This window comes from Bacillus sp. CZDM1 (assembly GCF_055502545.1).
Map to the genome: position 1 here is coordinate 45,240 of NZ_JBUESO010000007.1, position 23,837 is coordinate 69,076.

A 23,837-nucleotide genomic window follows, 5' to 3' on the forward strand; every position below is an offset into this window, starting at 1 on the left:
ACGTTTAAACCTTGTAGTAAAATAAATACCAAAGAGGTGAAGAGAGCATTGTATACTAGAGAAATTATTTATTTAAGCAAGGGTTTGCCTAAAAATCGTGTCTATAAGAATGAAGCCTATGTGTCCGGAATTTGGAAGGAACAAACTGATGAGCTTTTGGTGGGCTTTGATCAGATAAAGGGCGATCAGGTAGCGAACCCTGAGTACCATGGCGGTTCAGATCGAGTCGTCTGTGTTTATCCCTTCGAGCATTATGCTCATTGGGAAAGTGTTTTCGACCGCAAATTAAATCCTTCTGCTTTTGGAGAAAATCTGACTGTTTTAGGCATGAAGGAAGACCAGGTTTGTATTGGCGATGTCTTTCAGATTGGGGAGGCTGTCCTGCAGGTGTCTCAAGGGCGCTATCCCTGCTCCACCATCAATAAACGCAATAACAACAACCTTCTTTTAAAAAGAATTATTGAAACGGGGTATACGGGGTATTTTTTCAGAGTGCTCGAAGAAGGAAAAATCACAGCAGATTCTCAAATAGAAAAGCTGTTTTCACATCCTGAGCAAATCACTGTTTCCTCCATCCATCATCTCTACTTCCATGACCCATCACCGTCTATTGAAGAGATAGATAAAATATTGAGTGTGGAGGAGCTTGCGGGACAATGGCGAAAGTATCTCCTTGATTTAAAAGAGAAAATTCAGAGCTGACCTAACTCCCAGGGGGTACCTGGGAGTTTTATGGGCGGATTTTCTTACTATCCGCCAGTATTTCCTGCCATCCGCCAGTATTTTCTGCTATCCACCAGTATTTCTCGCCATCCGCCAGTATTTCCTGCTATCCGCCAGTATTTCCTGCTATCCGCCAGTATTTCTCGCTATCCGCCAGTATTTCTCGCCATCCGCCAGTATTTCCTGCCATCCGCCAGTATTTCTCGCTATCCGCCAGTATTCCCTGCCATCCGCCAGTATTTCTCGCCATCCGCCAGTATTTCCTGCCATCCGCCAGTATTTCTCGCCATCCGCCAGTATTTCTCGCCATCCGCCAGTATTTCTCGCCATCCGCCAGTATTTCCTGCTATCCGCCAGTATTTCTCGCCATCCGCCAGTATTTCTCGCCATCCGCCAGTATTTCTCGCCATCCGCCAGTATTTCTCGCCATCCGCCAGTATTTCTCGCCATTAGGTTAATTCACTAAATTTTTCGGGGTATTCCCCTGTAACCCTTGAATTAAATTTTCTGCAGCGAGTAACGCCATTTTCAATCTGGTATTATTACTCGCACTTCCAATATGCGGCAAAGCTACAACATTAGGAAGGCTCAGCAGAGGATGGTCTGTTCTCACCGGCTCTTCCTCAAATACATCTATGCCAGCGCCCCAAATCTGTCCACTCTTCAAAGCATGATAGAGGGCTTCTTCATTCACAATCCCGCCACGAGCGGTATTAATCAAGATCGCATTTGGTTTCATGAGTGATAACTCTTTCGCATCAATATAATTTTCCGTTTCCGGCGTATAAGGGGTCAACACACAAACAAAATCGGATTCTCGAAGTAAGGCTTCTTTGCTTACGTACTTTAGACCAAGCTGACCCTCGGCTTCAGGCTTTCGTGAACGATTATGATAAAGAATATTCATGTCAAATCCGCGCGCTCTTTTCGCTACAGCCTCACCAATTCTGCCTAATCCAAGGATTCCCAAGATAGCACCATAAATATCCTGTCCGGTTAATTGCATCGGCGACCAAGTCTTCCAGTCGCCTGCACGCAAGTAATCGGAGGCTTCTACCACTCTCCTAGCTGTTGCCATTAACAGCGCAAAGGTTAGGTCCGCCGTTGTCTCTGTTAATACTCCCGGTGTATTGGTAACCATAATTCCTTTTTCTGTTGCAGCAGCTAAATCGATATTGTTATAGCCAACGGCCATATTACTAACAATTTTCAACCTGTGTGCAAGATGGAGAAGGTCTTTGTCAATGGATTCGGTTAACAAACAGTAGAGTCCCTCGACTTCCTGTATTTCCTTTTCTAAAATTTCTCTAGGTACCGGTTCCTCTTCTTTTTCCCACATTCTCACTTCAAATGCATTTTTCAATTTATCAACGATTGGATCCGGAAGCTTCCGGGTTATGTAGATTTTTGGTTTCATAGTCGTCTCCCTTTCCTTAGAATTCTGGCAGCCCCGCAAGCGATGCTAAGGTCCCCCCTCCAAAGTTATATATAGTGATATTTTACAATAAACAGTTGTAGATTTACGAATACTCAGAAATTATTTGCTATATAAACCTAAAATGACATAGGTAATTTTCACTACACCCTGACATTTTTCGACATAACCCCACTCTTCCAAATGGTAGAATAAGGTTACTACAACTTTTTAATATAGTATTTCTTTTTCTCATGGGAGTGTCTTGGATGAACTGGTTAGTTAGAAAAAAGCTGCTTATTTACTATACACTGTTTCATATCCTCGGTTTTTATCTGCTGCTCTACTTAGACAATGGAAGTATTACAATCAGTGGAAATATCCTTTTAATACTGGCGTCTTTGTTATCATCTAGTATTCTATTTTACGTTTACCATAATCTTAAAACCAGTGATAAATATATTTGGCTTTTCCTTTCGATAGGCAGTTTTTGTTATTTTATCGCCGTGCTGGCCAGGTACTATAATAGGTTATCTGGATTACCTGATTTGTTTACTATGTTACAAATCATATGTTATCTCATCGCCTTTATTTACAAAATTCGATGTAATGGCAAGAACCTGAACCTAATTAAATTTATTTTTGATACATGCATTATTATGACTGTGGCTGTTACCTTCAGCTGGCACTTCATCATACGCGAAATCCTGATTCAATATACGAATCATTCACTTCTTTTTCAGTTGGTATCGATTGGATATCCACTTGGAGATTTAATTCTTTTTTTCGGGGCCATTGTATTCTGCTTAGGCTCCGCAAACTTTTTTCCTTCGCGGGTTCTATCTTTCATTCTTGTAAGCTTAGCACTTCAGGTTGGTGCTGATTCAGCCTATCTTTATTTAAGCCTAACAAACATTCCTTTTTCAGAGATTCTATTTCAACCATTAGGGTCGCTGGCACTATTATTAATGGTCATTGCAGGAACATTTGCGTTGGAAACTGTTCTAAATGAAAATCAAGCCATTCCAAAGAAAAACAAAAAAGATTATTTAAAGGATTCTATTTCCTTACGATTGTTATTACCCTATATCAGCGTCATCCTATTATTCATGATGATGATTTTTCAAAATAAAGAAGTTAAAAGCTTAGTTATTGGTTCAGCTATCTCCATCCTCCTCGTGATTTTACGACATGTCTTTACCTCCTTAGAAAATCAAACTCTGTTATCGAAGTATCATGACCTAACGGAGAAGCTGGAGCAAAAGATTGGGGAGAGGACAGAAGAACTTAGCTCAAAAAACCAGCAGCTTCTTGCTGCTGTGAGAAAAATGAAGCATATGGCCTATCACGACGTGTTAAGTGGACTCCCAAACAGGAGGATGTTTTTGGAACGGCTATTAAAAGCGATGGAAGAGGCAAACCGCAATCATTTTAAAGTAGCCGTAATCTTTATCGATTTAGATCGTTTTAAAAATATTAATGATACGCTTGGGCATGAATTTGGTGATTTACTGTTAAAGCATGTTTCCAATCAAATGACAAAAAGTGTCCGTAAAATCGATACGATTTCTAGGCAAGGCGGCGACGAGTTTACCATCCTCTTGAACCGCATTCGATCTGAAGAGGATGTAATCCCGCTAGTTGAACGGATTCGTTCCATTGTCGCAAAACCGATTGTCATTTCTGGCCAAGAATTACATGTCTCCATGAGTATTGGCATCGCGTTTTATCCAAGTGACGGGAAAAGTACGGAAGAAATAATGAAAAATGCAGACATGGCCATGTATCGTGCGAAAGAAGAAGGAAGAGACAACTACAAATTCTTTTCGATTGATATGAACAAAGCCATTTCTAGAAAAATGACACTCGAGAATGGGCTGCGGAAAGCATTAAAAAATAATGAGTTTGTTCTAAATTATCAACCACAGGTGAGCTTACAGACGGGGGAAATAATCGGTGTGGAAGCGCTGCTCCGGTGGAATACAGTGGAAGCCGGCATGGTGGCACCGAATCATTTTATTCCTGTTGCAGAAGAGTCGGGGCTTATCATCCCTATGGGAGAATGGGTTCTAACACATGCCTGTATGCAGGGGAAAGCCTGGCATGATTCAGGGCATACCCATTTAAAAGTGGCTGTCAACTTATCACCTGTACAATTCCTTCATGCTAATTTGGTGGGTATGGTCATGAAGGCACTAAAGACAACGGGCTTTGATCCAAACTATTTAGAGTTAGAAATTACCGAAGGGGTTGCTTTTACAGACGCTGAAACCGCCATTAAAAAGATGCAAGAAATACGGGATTTGGGAGTACAAATATCCATCGATGACTTCGGTACCGGATATTCCTCATTCGTTTATCTAAAAAGATTTCCGATTAACGCCTTAAAAATCCCTAAACCATTTATTCAGGATGTCCTGAACAACCATAAAGACAAAGCATTAGTAGAAACGACGATTTATCTAGCCCATAGCCTCGATTTATCAGTCATTGCGGAAGGGATTGAAAAGAAAGATCAACTGCTCTTTCTAAAAGAAATGAATTGTGATGCCTTTCAAGGTGATTTGTATAGTAAACCATTAACGGTCACGCAAGTAAGTGCCATGATTGAAAGCAACAGGTCCGCGAAAATCTCATAGCTTACGAAAAAAGGAACCATCAGTGGAGATGGTTCCTTTTTTTGTGTTTGGAGTATTATTTATGACGGCTTATATCCTTTCGCTGAGTTTTTGTGGATGATTGTGATTCCTATCACCTCGTCACTAAGTTCTTCATACTAAAATAAAGATAAGAGGTGATTGCGTTGGATAAGAATTGGTCAATATCACTTGAACATGAGGAGTATGTCATGGACATGGAGCTGGTAATTACGGATGCCATCGATGCCGTAGAGAATACTGGAAAGGGTTATTATGTAAATGTTGTGACCCCGGCTTCTTTCGGGAACCCTAATGACTATTTAGCAGATGCATTATTGGCTTACTTTGGCGGCAGAATTGAAATGAAATTTATCGACCAATGCGGTTGTGGAGGGTATGTACTACGGGTATGGAAAAACAATTAAACGACTTGTCACTTCTGTCAAACTATCAAAATCGCCAAGTGATTCTAAACTATTATCAGGATGAAGAAATGATGGTCCAAAGGGACGGTTTTCATTTTCAAAAGATCCAAGTAACAGCGTCTTCCTTAATCTTTACGAAAATAGATGGAACGCTCGTCAAGATTGATACAACAGACTATCCACATGCCAGCATAAACACAGACTTTCAAAACTACTACACCCTAAGAAACCATGAAAACCACCTAGACATATACTTTCCTTAAAAATGTATAAACAATTCCTTTTAGTAAACTCTATTTTATAGAATGCATAAAGGAGATTTTATTGTGAATACATATGAAATAACAAATATGATTGTTGATGATGATTTCGACAGCGAGGAATATGTGACGGCAGAGTTTACCCATGATCAACTGAATTACAGCATTACTTTTAAAAAAGCAGATTTGGAAATCATGAATGCCTGGGTTTTTAAAGATGGTACCTCGCTGCCAGCTAATTTATCGGATACACTGATTGAATCCATTAGAGAAGATGTTAAAAAGAGAATTTAGTTTAGTGCTGATTGGCAACTCCAATCAGTTTTTTTGTGGATTTTTGCTGTTCGCTGATATATTCCATTTTTATGCTGATATAATCGATTTTTTGCTGATATATTTCACTTTTCACTGATATATTTTATTTATCGCCGATATCCCCATTTTTGTGAAAAAGTTCTCTTCTAATCTTGTATTAACATAGAAAATTCACTAACTTAGACATGAAAGCCACGAAAAACGAAACAATTCTGCTCCCGTTAGCGTCAATTATCTTGCATATCAATCAATGGAGGAAACGAAACTGAAAAAAATACTAAAAAGAATATTCATATTTCTACTCTTATTTTCTTTGTTTATTTTTCTCAACAATAGTTCTATTTTTGCGAAGGATCGTGAGGGTAATCCCCTGCTTCTCGCTCACCGCGGGCTTGGCCAAACTTTTAGTATGGAAGGAATTCAGGGGGATACGTGTACGGCGGAACGAATTCACCCACCTGAACACCCTTATCTCGAAAACACGATTCCTTCCATGGAAGCAGCTTTTGCAGCAGGTGCGGATGTTGTTGAGTTGGATATTAAACCGACAAAAGATGGTCAATTTGCTGTTTTTCATGACTGGACGCTGGAATGCCGGACAAATGCAGAAGGTACAACGAAGGAATTTACGATGGCAGAATTAAAGCAGCTGGACATTGGCTATGGATACACAGCGGATAATGGAAAAACCTATCCTTTTCGCGGTAAGGGTGTCGGCCTCATGCCCTCACTTGATGAAGTGTTCAACCATTTTCCAAACCGTTCATTTTTAATTCATATTAAAAGTGATGATCCAGAAGAAGGAAATCAGCTAGCTCAAGTACTGAAAAAGCTGCCTAAAAAACGCTTAAGTCAATTAACGGTTTATGGCGGCGACCAGCCCATTGCTACAATAAAAGAGGAAATCCCAGGTCTTCGTGTGATGTCGAAGGCTACTTTAAAAAGCTGTCTTCTTCCCTATATTGCCGTTGGGTGGACAGGTTATATCCCCTCTGCATGTGAGAAAACACAATTGCATCTGCCAGAAAAAATTGCTCCGTGGATTTGGGGATGGTCAGATAAATTTTTAAATCGGATGGACAGTGTTGATACAAGAGTAATTGTTGTCGCAGGTGACGGAGGTTGGTCAGAAGGCTTTGATACGCAAGATGACTTAACGAGACTTCCTGACAAATATAGTGGCGGGATTTGGACCAATCGAATTGATTTAATCGCCCCAAATTATAAAAAAAAATAGAGTGAAGGCTGCCTTCACTCTATTTTCCAACTAATTGCTTCACTAATTCCTTATTACGCTTCTTAAAAAGTTCATTATGGGAAGAAACCATTGCGGCTTTAGCAGCGTCAGGCTGAATAAACTGTTTGGCTTTATTTACAGCGTTCGCCGCATCTTGGAACGCACCGGCAATCAGGTTGATTTTCCCTTCATACATAAGAATATCTCCCGCAGCATAAAGACCTTTAATCGAAGATTCGCTCGTAGCGTTACCCGCAATATAATAATTATCCACTCGATCGATACTCAATTTACTATTTTCCAATAGTGTTGCATCCTGTTCATAGCCATGACTAATCACCACATCATCAACCGCCAGGTGTGAAACCTCACCTGTTTCATGGTTCGTTAATTCAACGGTGGCGATTTCATCACGTTCGCCATTCGCGATTAATTTAGTAATCGAAGATTGAAAGAAACATTCTACAGAGCTTTCGAGAAGCTTTGTTGCCTGTGCCTCTTGACCATGGCCCCCCAATTCCTCTTTTCTATAGGTTAAATAGACTTTTTTGGCAATCGGTTCTAGCTCATTGGCCCAGTCTACGGCAGAATTCCCGCCTCCAGAAATGATGATTGTTTTGTCTTTGAACTGTTTAAAAGATTTTACCGTGTAATGTAAATTCGTGACTTCAAATTTCTCCGCGCCTTCTATTTCCAACTTTTGCGGTTTCAAAATGCCGCTGCCAATGGCAGTAATCACTGTTTTTGAATAATGAAGTTCTCCAGAAGATCCTTTTAAGACAAAAATCCCTTCTTCATTACGCGTGATGTATTCAACCTTTTCATTCAAGACGACGGTTGGGCTAAACGTTAATGCTTGCTCAACCAGCTGTTCCATTAATTTTGCTCCCGTTATTGGTGTTAAGCCTCCGACATCCCAGATCATTTTCTCCGGGTAAACTTGAATTTTACCGCCTAACTGAGGTTGATACTCAATCACCTTTGTTTTCATTTCTCTGAGTCCACTATAAAAAGTAGAATAAAGCCCCGCTGGTCCGCCGCCAATAACTGTCACATCAAACAATTCTTGTTGTTCCATTTCCGTCCACTCCCTAACCAACTGTAATTGATTATCATTATCAATAAGAGTAATGGATTTTCTCCTGATTGACAATACATATTTTTTTGAAAATTCCGTAGCACCCATATTTGTCGATTTTTTGACGGATGAAAATGTACAACATACCTCTAGAACATAAAGAAATGAGATGAATGAAAAAAACACTATCAAACAATTAAAAACTTTTCACAAAATTGTAATTGACAATCATTATCACTCACCTTTATAGTAATCTCATACGATACTGATAATCATTATCAATTAATTCTCAGTTACATAAAGGAGTGTTCCCATGGTTCGCCTATCTACAGATGAATTAAGCATTGGTTATGGTGAACGCTTAATTGTCAAAAACCTTAGTATCGAAATTCCAGATAAGAGGATTACCACGATTATCGGACCGAACGGCTGTGGAAAATCGACATTATTGAAAGCCATTACACGGATCATCTCCCATCAATCTGGAAACATCCTTTTAGACGGCAGTGATATTTCAAAGGTAAACACGAAGCTTCTTGCTAAACAAATGGCAATCCTTCCGCAAACACCAGAAAGTGCAAGTGGCTTAACAGTTGGCGAGCTCGTATCCTATGGGCGCTTCCCTTATCAAAAAGGCTTTGGCCGCTTAACAAAAAAGGATTATGAAGTGATTGACTGGGCCCTTGAAGTCACAGGTACAATCGACTTTAAATTTCGTCCAGTAGACGCACTATCAGGCGGACAGCGCCAGCGCGTTTGGATTGCGATGGCACTTGCTCAAGAAACGGAAATTATCTTCCTGGATGAGCCAACCACCTACTTGGATATGGCCCATCAACTAGAAGTTTTGGAGCTTCTGCAAAAATTAAATCATGAACAGGAACGGACAATTGTAATGGTCCTTCATGATTTAAACCAGGCTGCCCGCTTTGCGGATCATATTATCGCCTTAAAAGACGGTGAAATTGTAAAAGCAGGGAATTGTGAGGAAGTCATCAGTCATAAAGTTCTCAAAAAGGTATTCAATATTGACGCGGTCATCGGACACGACCCTCGAACAAAAAAAACAATGTGCGTAACGTACAATCTACTAAAGGGAGAAACAAAACATGAAAAAACTACTACTGCCATTTATCCTGCTCTTAGTGTTAATTATTAGTGCATGCGGTACAGCCGAAACATCAAAAAGTGAGGAAGCTGCGGCACCAGATGATAAAAAGTCTGATACTATCACCTATCAATCTGAAACTGGACCGATTGAAGTTCCTGCAGATCCAAAGCGCGTTATTATGCTTTCCGGATTCACTGGTAATGTTATCGATTTAGGCGTTAATATCGTGGGTGCTGATGTTTGGTCAAAGAACAACCCGACATTTGAAAAAGAAATGAAAGATGTTACAGAAGTTTCCGATGAAGACCTAGAAAAGATTATCGAATTAGAGCCAGATTTAATCATTGGTCTATCCAATATTAAAAACGTTGATAAGCTAAGTGAAATTGCTCCAACTGTAACCTACACGTGGGGAAAAGTTGATTATTTAACACAGCACTTAGAAATTGGAAAACTATTAAATAAAGAAAAAGAAGCTCAAAGCTGGGTTGATAACTTCAAAAAAGAAGCTGAGGCCGCTGGTGAAGAAATTCGTGCAAAAATCGGTGAAGATGCAACCGTTTCTGTTATGGAAAGCTACGGAAAAGATCTTTATGTATTCGGCAGCAACTGGGCACGGGGAACGGAAATTCTTTATCAAGCAATGAAAATGAAAATGCCTGAAAAAGTAAAAGAAGTCGCAGAGGGTGCCGGTTATTTTGCCTTATCCGCCGAAGTTATTCCTGAGTATGCAGGGGATTATGTGATCTTAAGTAAATATTCAGACGCTGATACTTCTTTCCAAGAAACAGAAACATACAAAAACATTCCTGCGGTAAAAAACAACCGTGTGTTTGAAATGAATGGTCAAGGTGCTTCCTTCAGTGATCCAGTCACACTAGAAAAGCAGCTAGAATTCATTAAAAAATCATTTTTAGGCAACTAATAGTAGAGAGGGATTCTTAACGGAATTCCTCTTTCCACCTATTCTAGGAAAGAAAAGATGAGAGACTTATGATCAATGAAAAACAACGATCTATTCCTTTTGCATATAAACTGATAATCGGCATACTTGTGTTTGCAGCGATGTTTGTTTTCTCCATGATGATGGGAGCAGCAGATATTAGCCTTAAAGATGTATCACAGGCCCTTTTTTCAGATGCAAAAGGTGAAAAGATTTCGATTATCCGTGAAATACGCTTGCCGCGTGAGGTTGCAGCCATCGTGGTCGGAGCCGCGCTTTCGGTTTCAGGAGCGATTATGCAAGGTATTACCAGAAACCCCCTTGCAGACCCAGGTTTATTAGGGTTAACGGCGGGAGCAAATGCCGCACTAGCAATCGTCATCGCCTTCGTCCCTTCTGCCAACTATTTCAGCATTACCATTGCCTGTTTTATTGGAGCAGCTGTCGGAACAATGATGGTATTTGGGATGGGTGCGATGAAAAAAGGAGGCTTTTCTCCGCTGCGGATTGTTTTAGCGGGGGCGGCTGTTTCTGCTTTTCTTTATGCGATTGCAGAAGGAATTGGGATTACCTTTAAAATTTCAAAAAATGTTTCGATGTGGACGGCCGGAGGAATGGTTGGAACCAGTTGGAGCCAGCTTCAAGTCATTATTCCCTTCATCCTTGTTGGGTTACTAGTTTCTCTATTTCTCTCAAGGCAGCTCACGATTCTTAGCTTAAATGAAGAAGTCGCCGTTGGATTAGGTCAAAAAACGACCCAAATAAAAGTTATTCTCTTCATTGCGATTATTTTATTAGCGGGCGCATCCGTCGCCCTTATTGGAAATATGGCATTTATCGGATTAATGGTTCCCCATGTCGTACGGGCCATCGTGGGTACGGATTACCGTTTTATTATTCCCATGTCTGCCATTTCAGGGGCAACGTTTATGCTTTTTGCCGATACACTTGGCAGGACAATGAATGCACCCTTTGAAACCCCTGTCGCGGCGATTGTGGCAACACTGGGGTTACCCTTCTTCCTTGTGATTGTTCGTAAAGGAGGGAAAGCATTCTCATGATCCAACCCTCGTTACTTAGAAAGCAACGTATCATTTTATTAATTTTATTTGCATTAATCCTGGTTACAATCGTGGGTGGCTTGGGATTGGGTTTCTCCTTTCTATCGTATGATAGGCTGATTCCAACCCTTCTCGGGCAAGGGACGTTCAAAGAGGAATTCGTGTTATTTTCCATTCGAATGCCGCGAATCATCATTACCCTTTTAGCTGGAATGGCCTTGGCATTATCAGGGGCTATTTTACAAGGTATTACCCGTAATGATTTGGCAGACCCAGGGATTATTGGGATTAATTCCGGTGCAGGTGTCGCCGTTACCGTATTCTTTTTATTTTTCCCCATTGATTCAGGTTCGTTTACTTACATGATTCCCGTTATAGCTTTTATCGGCGCCATGCTGACAGCTATCCTTCTATATCTATTTGCGTATAGCAAAAGTGAGGGTCTTCAGCCTGTTCGATTAGTATTAATTGGAGTCGGGTTTTCGATGGCACTCTCCGGAGCGATGATTGTTCTCATCTCATCTGCCGAGCGGGCAAAAGTCGATTTTATTGCGAAATGGATAGCGGGGAATATTTGGGGGACAGATTGGCCCTTTATATGGGCACTCCTCCCTTGGCTGGTTGCACTGCTTCCTTTTACCTTATATAAAGCCAATCGGTTAAACCTGCTTGGATTAAGTGAACCAGTAGCGATCGGCGTGGGAGTTTCAATTGAAAAGGAACGAATTGTATTACTGATTACAGCCGTTGCCCTTGCCGCATCTGCTGTTTCCGTTACTGGTGGAATTTCCTTTATCGGATTAATGGCTCCACATATGGCTAAGGCGCTAGTCGGACCAAGAAATCAATTATTTATCCCTGTTGCCATATTAATTGGCGGGTGGCTGTTAATGTTTGCTGACACGGTGGGACGTAATATCATGGACTCCGCCGGAATCCCAGCAGGAATTATGGTCGCACTCATTGGTGCACCGTATTTTATGTACCTTTTATTAAAAAAATAGAAAAGTTACCTAAAAAGTAAAACGCCCAGAAATCTGAGCGTTTTTTTTACTAGTTCATCCGCTATAAACGCTCGGACATGTTCCAGGTTTTGGTTCATAAAAACAATGTTCTTTAAATTGACCAGTAAAAGGCTGGTCGTACCATGTTGGAGGACACGGACCAGTTGGATTAAAGTACCAAAGAGAATATTTCGCTGGGTGTTCTCTCCAATTTTGCACATTCTGTCTTGCTAATCTTCTTTCAGCTTCTCTTGCTCTTTGATAAAATACATTGCCTTTTTGAACAGCTTCAAAAGAGAAATTTCCTCCTTGTACTTGAAATATGACTTGTTCAATATTTGTCAATGCTCTAAAGTCTGGACACTCTGCTACTACACGGTTAACAATTACATTTCCAACATACAGCATTCCTTGTTTCCCTTCGCCTTCAGCTTCTGCTCTCATCATCCTTGCCATTAAGTCAATGTCTGAACTTCGGTAAGATACTCTTGGCATTTTTTCACCTCCAAAATATAGTATGAAAAAAAGCCTGCATTCATGTTCATGTGAATCAAATAAAATGCTCAGTTTTAATAGGCGCGCCTTAATTTTTATTTCAGATGTTCATTAAGTACGTTCTTTTCCAAGGCATCCAAACTGCCATACACTTTGGAAATATGTTTTTCTCCCCATGCGCAAAGGGAATCCAAGATACTCTTTAAACTCCATCCATACTCGCTTAACTCATACTCTACTTTTGGCGGAACTTGATTATAAACGATTCGGTTAATGACTCCATCTTCCTCTAATTCCCGCAGTTGCTGCGTCAACATCTTCTGGGTAATATCCGGCATCAATCGCTTCAATTCACTCGTTCGTTTCTTGCCATAGGTTAAATGGCAGAGAATCACACACTTCCACTTTCCTCCAATCACTTCCAGCGTCGCTTCAACAGATATATTGTATTTCTTTTCTTTCAAAGTAAAACTCCTCCTCACGAATAGGCACTAAAAAGTACCTATATTACTTATAAGTATCTATATCACTTAAAAGTGCGTACTTCACTAATGTTCTACTATATCCCATAATAACATTTATCGATTGAGCTGCAACCAGCAAATCGAAATCATATATCTGTATATTTTTAAGGAGGAGACAACATGTCTTTGAATCATAAACAAAGTACGTTTGCGCTGCTGGCATTAGCCATTAGTGCCTTTGCAATTGGCACCACTGAATTTATCAGTGTCGGCCTTTTACCGTTGATTGCAAATGACCTAGAAATTCCCGTTACTACTGCCGGATTAACGGTTTCCTTATATGCTTTAGGAATAACCTTTGGGGCACCGATTTTGACATCTCTTACTTCTAGTATGTCACGTAAATCTTTATTACTATGGGTCATGGTTATTTTTATAATCGGAAATGGGCTAGCTGCAAGTGCAACGAACATTGGTGTACTACTTGTAGCCCGCGTTATATCTTCCCTTTCACATGGTATTTTCATGTCAATCGGCTCCACCATTGCAGCTGATTTAGTACCAGAAAATAAGAGAGCCAGCGCGATATCGATTATGTTTACTGGATTAACCGTGGCCACTGTAACGGGTGTTCCTTTTGGTACCTTTATAGGCCAGCAATTTGGCTGGCGGATGGCATTTATCCTTATCATTGTAGTCGGTGTCATTGCCATGATTGCTAATAGTATCCTAGTACCAGCTGCTTTACGAAAAGGGATAAAAACATCTTTTACTGATCAAATTAAAATAGTAACAAATAGTCGCTTATTACTTGTATTTATCATCACTGCCTTAGGGTATGGAGGAACGTTTGTTGTCTTTACTTATTTAACGCCTATCCTTCAGGAAATCACTGGTTTTAAGGAAGGTACCGTTGCTGTCATTCTTCTTGGATACGGAATCGCGATTGCAATCGGCAACATGATTGGTGGAAAGGCAGCGAATAATAATCCGATTAAGGCACTATTTTATATGTTCATCGCCCAAGCAGTGGTTCTTTTTATCCTGCTATTTACAGCACCATTTAAAATAGCAGGATTAATAACCATCTTCTTAATGGGGATGCTTGCTTTTATGAATGTACCTGGATTACAAGTTTATGTGGTGATGCTGGCAGAGCGGTACGTACCAACTGCTGTAGACGTTGCTTCTGCCCTAAATATTGCAGCCTTTAATGCAGGTATTGCGATTGGTTCCTTTTTAGGCGGCTTCATCACGGATTCAATTGGACTGATTCATACCACTTGGATTGGAGCGCTAATGGTTTTTGGTGCTGTCATCCTTACTGCCTGGAGTCGAAGGCTTGAGCAAAAAGACGAAACCGTTACCGATAACATGTGTTCATTTTCAAATCAAAAATTGGAGGTTCAATAAAATGACATACAACTTACAACATTGATTTCTAGTAAAAAACATAAGGCGCCCCTTACGAAAGGAGCGCCAATTTTTTATATTTTTTTCACATATTCAGATTTTAAGCTCATCGCACCAAAACCATCGATTTTACAGTCGATATTATGGTCTCCATCCACTAAACGAATGTTTTTTACTTTTGTTCCCTGCTTTAGCGTCGAGGAACTTCCTTTTACTTTAAGATCTTTAATGACAGTAACCGAATCACCGTCGTTTAAAACATTTCCATTTGCATCTTTTATAACTCTTTCTTCTTCCACAGCTGCAGCTTCCAAACTCCACTCATGACCACACTCTGGGCAAATCAATAAACTTCCATCTTCATATGTATATTCAGAACTACATTTTGGACAATTTGGCAAAGTAGACATCCTTCAATTCCTCCCTTCGTTCATCCTCTTTGTATATTGTGGCATAGTCTGCAAAAACGGACAAGCCTCCCTCTAGTTTCTACATAGTTTCCCTTTTTTCAACCATAATAAATGAAAGGGCAAAGTGAAGATAAGGAGCAGCTCAGATGATTTTAATCTTTTATTTAATAGTCAACGTATTGACTATATTCTTTTTTATAAAAATGGAAAAGTCTCCATATTCTCGAAATTTTGGTTTACTGGATGTTTAGCTCGTATCTTTTTCAAAACTTCTCTGCCCTCTGCTTTATGAATTTTAAAACGTTGATCATTCCCGATAAACTCACCTATGAATTTGCTCATTTTATCAACCGAATAGTGCTTTATCCAGCAATAATGGTAACTTTCCTTCAATTTTTTAAAATTCTAAACTCTCACTTGAGAAAGCTCATTTTATTAGGAGGCTTAATCATACTATTAACTGGGTTAGAATGGCTATCTGATTTATTAGGTGTTATGAATCATGTCCATTGGCAGCTTTGGTGGTCCTTTACCTTTTGGTTGGTCACTTTGATCGTTTTAGTTGGACTAATGAAGTTTTTTCGAAACATCCTTTATATAGGAGGATGGAAACATTGAACGTTACCTTTGATTGGAATGAATGGTATTTCATTATAGCTGTTTTCATTGCACTCTTGATATTTTTACCGATTCGAAATTACTTTCCACCTGTTTTCGTCTTTTTTATTTTCGTATTTAATATCTGGTACGTTTCCACCATTGACTATTTTTTTATTGCCACTCCCTTTAAATTTTATTTTTTCGGCGATAACCCCACATATGAGCTTTCTGGTGCACTGTTTCATTTTTTTATGTATCCATGTGCCTCTCTCCTATTTTTAGATGTGTATGATAAATGGCAGCTATATGGCAGGAAAACGCTTTGGTATATTCTGTTTTGGACTGGTTTTTCTTTATTTTTCGAATGGATCACTGTACATAACCAGGCATTAACCTATAGCGGCTGGAAGCTATATTTTTCTATTCCAACCTATCCACTTACCGCGGTATTGTTAATTGTACTTTTTCGATTTATTAAAAAGAAACTTCATGATGGATCTCTACAAGAATTTCAGTAAAGTATTTTTGGGCTTCATGAACCTTCATGAGGTCCATTTTCTCTTTCCCTGCTATACTTGGGCTTCATCCCCACCTTATGAGAACCCTCCATTACATCCTTTCGTAATTTTGGCCTTAATGAATGCAAGCTATTAAAGATTTTTCCTTTTTGAAATCTTTAACATATAAAAACGTAAATTCAATCTCTTGACATCGAGATAAATATGTATTATATTTATCTCGAATTAAAAATAACAAATTTAGTAATATTTTAATTCAAAACACTCGAATTCAAAAAACCTATATAAATTAAAAATAACAGCAAGGGGTGGACAGCATGGGTTTTTTTAACAAATTATTTGGTACAACAACTAAGGAGGAAGAAACAATGACAAATCCAAAATTAAAAATAGGTATTATTTTAGGAAGCACACGTCAAGGACGTGTTAGCCCGCAAGTAGGAGAATGGGTAAAAGGAATCGCTGACCAACGTGGAGATGCAGACTATGAAATCGTTGATATTTCAGACTATAACTTACCATTCCTAGGCACAACTGATGGCTCAGAGCCAGGAATTGCTGCTTGGAATCAAAAGCTTGCTAGTTTAGATGGATTTGTATTCGTTGTTCAAGAATACAACCACAGCATTACTGGCGCATTAAAAAATGCCATTGATTTCGCACGTGAAGCTTGGTACAACAAAGCTGCTGGAATCGTAAGCTATGGTTCAACTGGCGGAGCTCGTGCTGCAGAACATTTACGTGGAATTCTTGGCGAAGTAAAAGTGGCTGACGTTCGCACCCATCCAACTTTGTCTTTATTCACAGACTTTGAAAACGGCTCTGTGTTCAAACCACAAGATTTACACCAAACAAATATGACTGCAATGCTTGACGAAGTAATCGCTTGGAGCGGCGCTTTAAAAACAATCCGATAAGACAAATAAATAAAACGATAGCGCCACAGTCAAGAATGGACTGTGGCGCATTTTTGTGTTTTTTCCAATTTGTCCAAGCCTCCCTATTCTAATTGCATACCTTATTTTTATAGGATAATAAGTTTATATACTTTCTTGAAAGGAGATTAATCAATTGCCAAAAGTTATGCATTTGAACCTAAGGGTTGACCCGACCCAGTATATTCCTCAAATTCGCGATATTCCTGGTTATGATTATATTCATTTGGTACGGCAGCCCAAGTATATGATCAATCTGCCTCTTCTCAATGAGCGGGTTCACTACCTTAGTGAAATTTTCTCGCCTAAGGAATATGTGAAAAAAAATAAGATAGCCCTCTTACATGCGCACCATGGTCAATTAGGTCAATTACTTCTTCCATTTAAAGAAGAAACGTCTCTTCCGCTCGTAACCAGTATTCGTGGCAGAGATGCAACTCTCGCTAATCAGCCGGTTGGCTATTTAGATGGTATGAAATTGCTTTTTGAGCAAGGGGAGCGATTTTTCCCTGTTTGTCAGTATTTAGCGCAGCAAATTAATATGTGGGGATGTCCTGCAGATAAAATCAGAGTTCTCTATGGGGGTGTCGACCTTAACCTTTTTCCATACAGAACGCCAAATCTACATGACTCACAAAACATTATTTCCATAGGAAGATTAGTAGAAAAGAAAGGTCATCATATCTTAATGCAGGCATTTGAAAAAATCAGAGATAAATTTCCAAAAGCCACACTTACGATTATCGGCGGTGGTGAACTCGAAGGGTATCTTAAATCTCTTGCCACGCAGTTGAATTTAGGAACTTCCTTCCGCCTATTAAATCATGTTCCCAAAAGTCAAATTCCAAAATTAATGGGACAAGCTGATTTATTTTGCGCGCCAAGTTTAACTTCCTCCATAGGAGATGTAGAAGGGATTCCGAATACCATCAAAGAGGCAATGGCAACCGGTATTCCGGTTCTCACCACGAACCATGCTGGTATTCCAGAGATTATCACGAATAACCAAGATGGAATATTAGTACGGGAAAACGATGTCGAACATCTTGCGCAAGCATTAGAATTTATGTTACTGAACAGACACCTATGGGAAAGCTACACCATTTCTGCTCGCCAAAAAGTCGAACAAAACTTTGACCAGAAAAAGCAGCTCTTTTTGCAGGCCAAATATTATGATGAATTGTTAGGGGGATCATAATGGAAGATTTCAGATTTATTAATGTAACCAAAGGTGTAAAAACCTTAGAAATTGATAACCCCACTAACTTTCCACTTATTGGAATGGGTGCCCAAGGAGCTGTATTTAAACTTTCGGAGGAGCGATGTGTAAAAATTTATTCGAATACTCTCCAAGCAAAAATGGAATTAGAAGCTCTGAAAGCTGGACAGCACTTAGAATTTTTCCCGCGATTATATGAGTATGGTGAAAACTATATCGTCATGGAATACTTTAATGCTCCAACATTAAAGGAATACCTCAGGAATTGCACGATCATCCCAGAATCCATTTCGAAAAAGCTCCTGTATCTACTCAGCGAAATGAGAAAGGCGCAATTCACGATGGTCGATGCCCCGCTGCGTCATATTTTTGTATTAGAAAATGAAGAATTAAAAGTAATTGACCACGTAAATGCCTTCAAGCGTGTTCATCCTGTCCCTCTTAAATTATTAAGAGATTTAAACATCATGCTATTAAAAGAATCTTTCTTATCACAGGTAAGAAATTTCGAACCTGGAACATATGAAACATGGCAGAAATATTTTAATGAAAACAAAATGGACTACCGAAACATTCCCGTTTATTCGGGAGGAGATGGTGAAGGAGTAAAAGTAGATAGCGCTATCTCACAGACATTAATTGGAGCTGGGCATCAAGGGGCTGTCTATCGAATATCAGAAGATAAATGCGTGAAGATTTATGGAAAGCCGGAACATTGTGAGCTGGAAAAAAAAGTTCTATTGTCTAATCAAAAACTATCATTTATTCCCAAGGTATACGAAAAGGGAGAAAATTATGTTGTCATGGAATATTTAGTTGGACCGGATTTAAACACCTTTCTAAAAAAACAATCGACCCTTCCGGAGTTCGTGACAAAACTTTTACTAGAGATTTTAACATCACAGAAAAAGGCAGGATTTAAACAAATTGACACCCCATTAAGACATGTTTTTGTCACCAACAAAGGTTTTAAAATGGTCGACCATGTGTACTCATTCTCTCGCATACAAAAAAGACCCCTTGAACTTTTTCAAAACCTTCATGAGAGAGGTTTTCTTGACACATTCCTTGAACAAGTAAAGATTCTTGATTCTTCCACCCATGCGGAATGGACAAAAACACCGATTCCACTCACAAATGAAGAAGCGCAATTAGAAATAAAGGAAATTAAAACGGTAAATAAAGGGAAAAGTGACCGCAGTAGTAAAAAAGAGCATGAAAATAAAAAGAGGAACGCTCGAAATAAAAACCATCGGCATAATAAGGATCACAACCATAAAAGAGACCGGGGTCATAATAAAGAGCATGATCGAAAAAAGGGATCGGGTAGAAGAAGATGAACATTTTAGTGACAGGAGCGGCAGGTTTTATTGGCTTCCATCTTTCTAAACGTTTGTTAGCTGAAAATTATTATGTAATCGGTGTGGACAACCTTAATGATTATTACGATGTTCGTTTAAAAAAAGAGCGGCTAAAGCTCTTAGAGAGTAATATGAATTTCAAATTTTATCAAACAGATTTAGCTGACCAGGAATCCTTAAATCAAATTTTCGAGGATCATTCTCTCCCTATTGTCATTAATTTAGCTGCTCAGGCTGGTGTCCGCTATAGTATCTCCCATCCACATTCCTATGTTCATTCCAATTTAGTAGGGTTTGTAAATATATTAGAGGCCTGCAGGCATAATCAAGTGGAGCACTTACTTTACGCATCATCTAGTTCTGTTTATGGAGCGAATACCAAAACCCCCTATTCTACCCAAGATTCTGTTGATCATCCGGTTAGTATCTACGCCGCAACGAAAAAGGCAAATGAATTAATGGCTCACACCTACAGTCACTTATTTAATATCCCCACCACTGGTCTTCGCTTCTTTACCGTGTATGGACCATGGGGCAGACCAGATATGGCCTATTATTCATTTACGAAGAATATTTTCGATGGGAATACCATTCAGGTATATAATAATGGCGACATGCTTAGAGACTTCACATTTGTTGATGATATTGTCGAAGGAATCGTCAAATTACTTGATCATCCGCCTATAGCCGATTCAAACAGAAACCTTGATCCAAGCACGAGTCATGCTCCCTACAAAATTTATAATATCGGCAACAACAGTCCAGTCAGATTGATGGATTTTATTAAAACGTTAGAAAAGTTAATTGGTAAAAAAGCAAAGATCGAATTTCTCCCGATGCAGCCTGGAGACGTGAAAGTGACCTATGCGGATATTACCGACCTACAAAAGGCTGCTGGCTTCTCTCCTGCTACCCCATTAGAAAAGGGATTAAGTCATTTCGTAGATTGGTATAAAAAATATCATTCATAAAGAGACCAAGTCCCCTCTAAATGAAGGAAAAAGTCCGATATCAGAAATACACAGTTTCTTATGCACAATTTAACAAAGCCCAAAATTAGACTTGTCCCCATACATATTGTTGGGGACATTTTTGATTCTATTGGGATATATACTTCTTGGTCTTTATGAAATACTAATCTCTTACCTCGTTATCGGGATTTGTCCTTCATCCCCCTTATGAAAGACTAATCTCTTACCTAGTTATAGGGATTTGTCCTTTATCCTCCTTATGAAAGACTAATCTCTTACCTAGTTATAGGGATTTGTCCTTCATCCTCCTTATGAAAGACTAATCTCTTGCTTCCTTATTGGGATTTGTCCTTCAGCCCTCTTATGAAAGGCTAATCTCTGGGCTTTGCCCTCAATCCCCCTTATGAAGGACCGATATAGAGTTCTATCTTTAAAAGCCTTAAATTATTTGCAGTATTAACCTTTACTCCCTTCATTTGTACATAGAAATGTTAAAAATATGAAAAGATAGTATTATACGGCTTTTTAAATCGTTAGGAGGTTGTAACTACTTAAATAAATCTATAGAAACTACGAAATATTATTAAAATCTGACAAAAGAAAAGGGACTAATTTTTGACTTTATTCCAATAAAATCCTATAATTAATATAGAACATTTGTTCTTTTTAGGAGGGGATGGAATGAAGGTAACGAAAATTTGCCAAATAGCCGATGGTAGTGCCGCCGAGTTTGAAGAACTAAATCGATTAATGACTGTTTTTTGCGCTGCATTGCGGTATTCCTTTAATCGCTTGTTAGAGGGTGAACAGTCAAACAATTTAAATAAATCGGTAAGTGCTCTCTTTCATTTGAACAAAAGATATTCTGAAGATGCTGTGATGCAAGCCCAAGCAATAATCTCAAGTCAAAAAGAACTTTTACCCTTAAGAATCCAAGGAGTACAAGAAAAAATTAATAAGACCTGCATGAAATTAAAAGATTATCAGACAGGGAAGAAAAGACCGAAAAAAGTCCCTCTTGAGACCTGTTTAAAAGGGCTGAGTACCCGCTTAGAAAAACTTCAAGTAAAGGAATTCGTTTTATTAAAACACCAGGAAGATCAGACAATTCCAACCGTCATCTTTGGTGGAAAAAAGAATTTTTATGAGCGTTTAAAAGGGAAAATATCAAGAAATGAATGGAAGGGTCTACGTTCTAATACCCTTTATTCTCGTGGTGATAAGTCAAAAATGGGTAATTTGAACACCCGAATCGTATTCGACGAGGTGGAACAGCAGTTTATTATAGAAGTGGCCAATCCACTACTCGTTGAGGGTAGAAAAAGGAGTCCTAGATTACGATTCAAACTACATGTACCGGAGAAATATTTCAATGATGTTGTTGGGGTAGTATTACCCCATGAAGTTGGTGTTACCTCAAAGAACAAACCTATGGAAGAATATATCCCCTATTCCATTGAGTTAAAACGGAAAAATAGTAAGATCTTTGTCCACATCACTTATGAAGAGGTTGTCCATGGTTCTATGCTGAATTGGAATGAAAAGATTCAGTCTGATTTATTTGCGGGAATTGATGTGAACATTGATCGCATAGCGGTTTCTATTTTAACCAAACAAGGAAATTTAGTAGAATCTAAAACCTTCTATTGTCATGAAATGGAATATGTAAAAAGCAACCGCAGGTCCAATATTTCAGGAGAAATCTCAAAAGAAATCGTTCAGTATCTTTTGACTTGGAACGTGGGAGCTATCGTCATAGAAGATATCAAACTAAAACAAGATCATGATACGAATAAACGATTCAACCGCCTTGTCCATTCATTTGCAAAAACAAAATTACAAAAGGCCATTATCTCTAGAGGAATTAGATTTGGTTTTAAAATAAAAAAAGTAAATCCCGCTTATACATCCGTTATCGGACGGTTTAAATATAGTAAAAAGTATGGCTTATCCGTTCACGAAGCAGCTGCTTTAGTGATTGGGAGAAGAGGGATTGGTTGTGATGAAAAAATACCACAAGAAATCCTAAACCAGGTACGCACGCTAGTAAAGCCAAAGTTGATTTCTATTCTTGGGTCAATGGAAGAATCCGAGAAAAAGTCAAAAAACGGCAAGCAAAGGCGAAAGTATTTGGGGATGTTGTTAAAAAATATGGAAACGTTCAAAGAAAACCATAGTTGGAAACTATGGAATGTGATTCATAAAACATTAATGATTAAGAACCAGGAATTACAACTGAAGGAGGTGTAATCCTGGTACTAAAATCCATTCTTTGTGGTAGGCTGACCAATGGAAGGAATGGTCTACTGCAAATCACCGGCTCTAACAGAGCACCGCGGGGTGTCTTGAACAATAGGTTCATGACAAGGGTGCAATTCCCTTCCTGATGGAATGACGTGAGAATCGTCGCGGTATGTCTCCTTTTCTTGGTTCGGAGGCGAGATGTAGAATTTGATAGATTTTAGTAACCAGGTTGAACCTGTGCTGAGGAAAACAATCTTTAAGATTCTGCTGATAATTATTTTTCTAACTGTTACATCTTTAGCCAATAGCGATCAGAGTAAAGATATTCATGCATTTTCTAACCAAGTGCTCCAGCAAGGCTCTTCCGGGGAAGATGTGATTGAGCTGCAATCGCGCCTTACGTATAATGGCTTCTTTAAAAGTAAGATTGATGGTGTGTTTGGATGGAATACCTACTGGGCGGTTAGAAACTTTCAGGATAAGTTTGGTCTTCCTGTCGATGGGATTGTCGGAGCAGATACGAAGGCGATGCTAGTGAAAGCGACAAAATATGAAAAGCAAGGAAATTCAGGAGGTACTAGCGCCAATGTTCCAGGCGGGTACAGCCAAAACGATATCCAATTGATGGCAAATGCCGTATACGGGGAATCTCGCGGAGAACCCTACATTGGTCAAGTTGCGGTCGCTGCTGTTATTTTGAATCGAGTCCAAAGTGCCTCTTTTCCTAATACCGTCGGAGGCGTCATCTATGAACCTGGAGCCTTTACGGCTGTTGCCGATGGACAAATTAACTTAACACCAAACGAAACAGCAAAAAAAGCGGTGCTGGACGCCTTAAATGGATGGGATCCTACCGGTAATGCCATTTATTATTTTAATCCTGATACCGCCACAAGCAGTTGGATTTGGAGTAGACCGCAGATAAAGAAAATCGGAAAACATATATTTTGTAAATAAAATAGAAAAACTGTCATCTACAATGAAATTATCTAGATGA

General features: G+C 39.2%; 24 protein-coding genes. 18 read left to right on the forward strand and 6 right to left on the reverse strand.

Annotated elements, in window-relative coordinates:
• Positions 1-48 precede the first annotated feature (48 nt).
• Positions 49-702 (forward strand): MOSC domain-containing protein, encoded by a 654-nt coding sequence (locus ACY3XC_RS16880; RefSeq protein ID WP_464869574.1) that lies wholly within the window; start codon positions 49-51, stop codon positions 700-702.
• Between the two features lie 147 nt (positions 703-849).
• Here ACY3XC_RS16880 and ACY3XC_RS16885 read toward each other — a convergent pair whose 3' ends face one another.
• Together ACY3XC_RS16885 and ACY3XC_RS16890 are read right to left on the reverse strand one after the other, a co-directional pair.
• Positions 850-1,173 (reverse strand): hypothetical protein, encoded by a 324-nt coding sequence (locus ACY3XC_RS16885; RefSeq protein ID WP_464869575.1) that lies wholly within the window; start codon positions 1,171-1,173, stop codon positions 850-852.
• Between the two features lie 4 nt (positions 1,174-1,177).
• Positions 1,178-2,140 (reverse strand): 2-hydroxyacid dehydrogenase, encoded by a 963-nt coding sequence (locus ACY3XC_RS16890; RefSeq protein WP_464869576.1) that lies wholly within the window; start codon positions 2,138-2,140, stop codon positions 1,178-1,180.
• 266 nt (positions 2,141-2,406) lie between these two features.
• On the opposite strand from ACY3XC_RS16890, the gene ACY3XC_RS16895 reads away from it, so the two are divergent.
• The 5 genes from ACY3XC_RS16895 (at position 2,407) to ACY3XC_RS16915 (ending at position 7,013) form a co-directional block, all read left to right on the forward strand.
• Positions 2,407-4,776 carry an EAL domain-containing protein gene (locus ACY3XC_RS16895; protein ID WP_464869577.1) on the forward strand — a complete coding sequence of 790 codons (2,370 nt, stop codon included), beginning with the start codon at positions 2,407-2,409 and terminating at the stop codon, positions 4,774-4,776.
• Positions 4,777-4,940: 164 nt separating this feature from the next.
• The gene (locus ACY3XC_RS16900; protein ID WP_464869578.1) at positions 4,941-5,201 is read left to right on the forward strand and encodes a CGCGG family putative rSAM-modified RiPP protein; all 261 of its coding nucleotides are present in this window, start codon (positions 4,941-4,943) and stop codon (positions 5,199-5,201) included.
• A complete protein-coding gene (locus tag ACY3XC_RS16905) occupies positions 5,186-5,464 on the forward strand; it encodes a hypothetical protein (protein WP_464869579.1) in 279 nt (92 codons plus the stop codon). The genes ACY3XC_RS16900 and ACY3XC_RS16905 overlap by 16 nt, the downstream gene beginning before the upstream one ends.
• A gap of 63 nt (positions 5,465-5,527) precedes the next feature.
• Positions 5,528-5,755 carry a hypothetical protein gene (locus tag ACY3XC_RS16910; RefSeq protein WP_179156673.1) on the forward strand — a complete coding sequence of 76 codons (228 nt, stop codon included), beginning with the start codon at positions 5,528-5,530 and terminating at the stop codon, positions 5,753-5,755.
• A 271-nt stretch (positions 5,756-6,026) separates the two neighbouring features.
• Positions 6,027-7,013 carry a glycerophosphodiester phosphodiesterase family protein gene (locus tag ACY3XC_RS16915; protein WP_464869580.1) on the forward strand — a complete coding sequence of 329 codons (987 nt, stop codon included), beginning with the start codon at positions 6,027-6,029 and terminating at the stop codon, positions 7,011-7,013.
• 19 nt (positions 7,014-7,032) lie between these two features.
• Here the strand turns inward: ACY3XC_RS16915 and ACY3XC_RS16920 are convergent, their stop codons facing one another.
• On the reverse strand, positions 7,033-8,091 hold the full coding sequence (locus tag ACY3XC_RS16920; RefSeq protein WP_464869581.1) for an NAD(P)/FAD-dependent oxidoreductase: 1,059 nt from the start codon (positions 8,089-8,091) through the stop codon (positions 7,033-7,035).
• 313 nt (positions 8,092-8,404) lie between these two features.
• Between ACY3XC_RS16920 and ACY3XC_RS16925 the strand changes: the two genes are divergently transcribed.
• The 4 genes from ACY3XC_RS16925 to ACY3XC_RS16940 all read left to right on the forward strand — a co-directional run bounded on the left by ACY3XC_RS16925 (position 8,405) and on the right by ACY3XC_RS16940 (position 12,210).
• Entirely contained in the window at positions 8,405-9,250 is an 846-nt protein-coding gene (locus tag ACY3XC_RS16925; protein ID WP_464869582.1) for an ABC transporter ATP-binding protein, read from the forward strand.
• On the forward strand, positions 9,201-10,127 hold the full coding sequence (locus tag ACY3XC_RS16930) for an iron-hydroxamate ABC transporter substrate-binding protein (RefSeq protein ID WP_464869583.1): 927 nt from the start codon (positions 9,201-9,203) through the stop codon (positions 10,125-10,127). Before ACY3XC_RS16925 ends, ACY3XC_RS16930 begins: the two co-directional genes overlap by 50 nt.
• Before the next feature lie 68 nt (positions 10,128-10,195).
• A complete protein-coding gene (locus tag ACY3XC_RS16935; protein WP_464869584.1) occupies positions 10,196-11,206 on the forward strand; it encodes a FecCD family ABC transporter permease in 1,011 nt (336 codons plus the stop codon).
• A complete protein-coding gene (locus ACY3XC_RS16940; RefSeq protein WP_464869585.1) occupies positions 11,203-12,210 on the forward strand; it encodes a FecCD family ABC transporter permease in 1,008 nt (335 codons plus the stop codon). The genes ACY3XC_RS16935 and ACY3XC_RS16940 overlap by 4 nt, the downstream gene beginning before the upstream one ends.
• Before the next feature lie 54 nt (positions 12,211-12,264).
• On the opposite strand, the gene ACY3XC_RS16945 is transcribed toward ACY3XC_RS16940, so the two are convergent.
• Both ACY3XC_RS16945 and ACY3XC_RS16950 read right to left on the reverse strand, forming a co-directional pair.
• Entirely contained in the window at positions 12,265-12,705 is a 441-nt protein-coding gene (locus ACY3XC_RS16945; protein ID WP_464869586.1) for a cell wall hydrolase, read from the reverse strand.
• A gap of 95 nt (positions 12,706-12,800) precedes the next feature.
• Positions 12,801-13,169, reverse strand: coding sequence for a winged helix-turn-helix transcriptional regulator (locus tag ACY3XC_RS16950; RefSeq protein ID WP_464869587.1), 369 nt, complete (start codon positions 13,167-13,169; stop codon positions 12,801-12,803).
• A 180-nt stretch (positions 13,170-13,349) separates the two neighbouring features.
• On the opposite strand from ACY3XC_RS16950, the gene ACY3XC_RS16955 reads away from it, so the two are divergent.
• Positions 13,350-14,582 (forward strand): MFS transporter, encoded by a 1,233-nt coding sequence (locus ACY3XC_RS16955; RefSeq protein WP_464869588.1) that lies wholly within the window; start codon positions 13,350-13,352, stop codon positions 14,580-14,582.
• Positions 14,583-14,656: 74 nt separating this feature from the next.
• On the opposite strand, the gene ACY3XC_RS16960 is transcribed toward ACY3XC_RS16955, so the two are convergent.
• Positions 14,657-14,992, reverse strand: a complete 336-nt coding sequence (locus ACY3XC_RS16960; protein WP_464869589.1) for a zinc ribbon domain-containing protein YjdM — start codon at positions 14,990-14,992, stop codon at positions 14,657-14,659.
• Between the two features lie 614 nt (positions 14,993-15,606).
• Here ACY3XC_RS16960 and ACY3XC_RS16965 point away from each other — a divergent pair.
• The 7 genes from ACY3XC_RS16965 to sleB all read left to right on the forward strand — a co-directional run bounded on the left by ACY3XC_RS16965 (position 15,607) and on the right by sleB (position 23,797).
• Positions 15,607-16,110: a CBO0543 family protein gene (locus ACY3XC_RS16965; RefSeq protein WP_464869590.1), complete on the forward strand. Its 504-nt coding sequence runs from the start codon at positions 15,607-15,609 to the stop codon at positions 16,108-16,110.
• 317 nt (positions 16,111-16,427) lie between these two features.
• A complete protein-coding gene (locus ACY3XC_RS16970; protein WP_464869591.1) occupies positions 16,428-17,027 on the forward strand; it encodes an NADPH-dependent FMN reductase in 600 nt (199 codons plus the stop codon).
• Between the two features lie 154 nt (positions 17,028-17,181).
• Positions 17,182-18,243, forward strand: a complete 1,062-nt coding sequence (locus ACY3XC_RS16975; protein ID WP_464869592.1) for a glycosyltransferase — start codon at positions 17,182-17,184, stop codon at positions 18,241-18,243.
• Positions 18,243-19,604: a hypothetical protein gene (locus ACY3XC_RS16980; RefSeq protein ID WP_464869593.1), complete on the forward strand. Its 1,362-nt coding sequence runs from the start codon at positions 18,243-18,245 to the stop codon at positions 19,602-19,604. The genes ACY3XC_RS16975 and ACY3XC_RS16980 overlap by 1 nt, the downstream gene beginning before the upstream one ends.
• Positions 19,601-20,596 (forward strand): NAD-dependent epimerase, encoded by a 996-nt coding sequence (locus tag ACY3XC_RS16985; protein WP_464869595.1) that lies wholly within the window; start codon positions 19,601-19,603, stop codon positions 20,594-20,596. The genes ACY3XC_RS16980 and ACY3XC_RS16985 overlap by 4 nt, the downstream gene beginning before the upstream one ends.
• 681 nt (positions 20,597-21,277) lie before the next feature.
• Positions 21,278-22,846: an IS200/IS605 family accessory protein TnpB-related protein gene (locus tag ACY3XC_RS16990; RefSeq protein WP_464869596.1), complete on the forward strand. Its 1,569-nt coding sequence runs from the start codon at positions 21,278-21,280 to the stop codon at positions 22,844-22,846.
• A 231-nt stretch (positions 22,847-23,077) separates the two neighbouring features.
• Entirely contained in the window at positions 23,078-23,797 is a 720-nt protein-coding gene (sleB, locus tag ACY3XC_RS16995; protein ID WP_464869597.1) for a spore cortex-lytic enzyme, read from the forward strand.
• Positions 23,798-23,837: the final 40 nt, after the last annotated feature.

Bases quoted from the DNA above. Each gene is read 5' to 3' on its own strand.
- ACY3XC_RS16895 (WP_464869577.1), top strand. From the start codon at position 2,407: ATGAACTGGTTAGTTAGAAAAAAGCTGCTTATTTACTATACACTGTTT.
- ACY3XC_RS16885 (WP_464869575.1), bottom strand. From the start codon at position 1,173: ATGGCGAGAAATACTGGCGGATGGCGAGAAATACTGGCGGATGGCGAG.
- ACY3XC_RS16955 (WP_464869588.1), top strand. From the start codon at position 13,350: ATGTCTTTGAATCATAAACAAAGTACGTTTGCGCTGCTGGCATTAGCC.
- ACY3XC_RS16935 (WP_464869584.1), top strand. From the start codon at position 10,196: ATGATCAATGAAAAACAACGATCTATTCCTTTTGCATATAAACTGATA.
- ACY3XC_RS16985 (WP_464869595.1), top strand. From the start codon at position 19,601: ATGAACATTTTAGTGACAGGAGCGGCAGGTTTTATTGGCTTCCATCTT.
- ACY3XC_RS16915 (WP_464869580.1), top strand. From the start codon at position 6,027: ATGGAGGAAACGAAACTGAAAAAAATACTAAAAAGAATATTCATATTT.
- ACY3XC_RS16945 (WP_464869586.1), bottom strand. From the start codon at position 12,705: ATGCCAAGAGTATCTTACCGAAGTTCAGACATTGACTTAATGGCAAGG.
- ACY3XC_RS16960 (WP_464869589.1), bottom strand. From the start codon at position 14,992: ATGTCTACTTTGCCAAATTGTCCAAAATGTAGTTCTGAATATACATAT.
- ACY3XC_RS16890 (WP_464869576.1), bottom strand. From the start codon at position 2,140: ATGAAACCAAAAATCTACATAACCCGGAAGCTTCCGGATCCAATCGTT.
- ACY3XC_RS16925 (WP_464869582.1), top strand. From the start codon at position 8,405: ATGGTTCGCCTATCTACAGATGAATTAAGCATTGGTTATGGTGAACGC.
- ACY3XC_RS16940 (WP_464869585.1), top strand. From the start codon at position 11,203: ATGATCCAACCCTCGTTACTTAGAAAGCAACGTATCATTTTATTAATT.
- ACY3XC_RS16970 (WP_464869591.1), top strand. From the start codon at position 16,428: ATGGGTTTTTTTAACAAATTATTTGGTACAACAACTAAGGAGGAAGAA.
- ACY3XC_RS16905 (WP_464869579.1), top strand. From the start codon at position 5,186: ATGGAAAAACAATTAAACGACTTGTCACTTCTGTCAAACTATCAAAAT.
- ACY3XC_RS16930 (WP_464869583.1), top strand. From the start codon at position 9,201: ATGAAAAAACTACTACTGCCATTTATCCTGCTCTTAGTGTTAATTATT.
- ACY3XC_RS16920 (WP_464869581.1), bottom strand. From the start codon at position 8,091: ATGGAACAACAAGAATTGTTTGATGTGACAGTTATTGGCGGCGGACCA.
- ACY3XC_RS16990 (WP_464869596.1), top strand. From the start codon at position 21,278: ATGAAGGTAACGAAAATTTGCCAAATAGCCGATGGTAGTGCCGCCGAG.
- ACY3XC_RS16980 (WP_464869593.1), top strand. From the start codon at position 18,243: ATGGAAGATTTCAGATTTATTAATGTAACCAAAGGTGTAAAAACCTTA.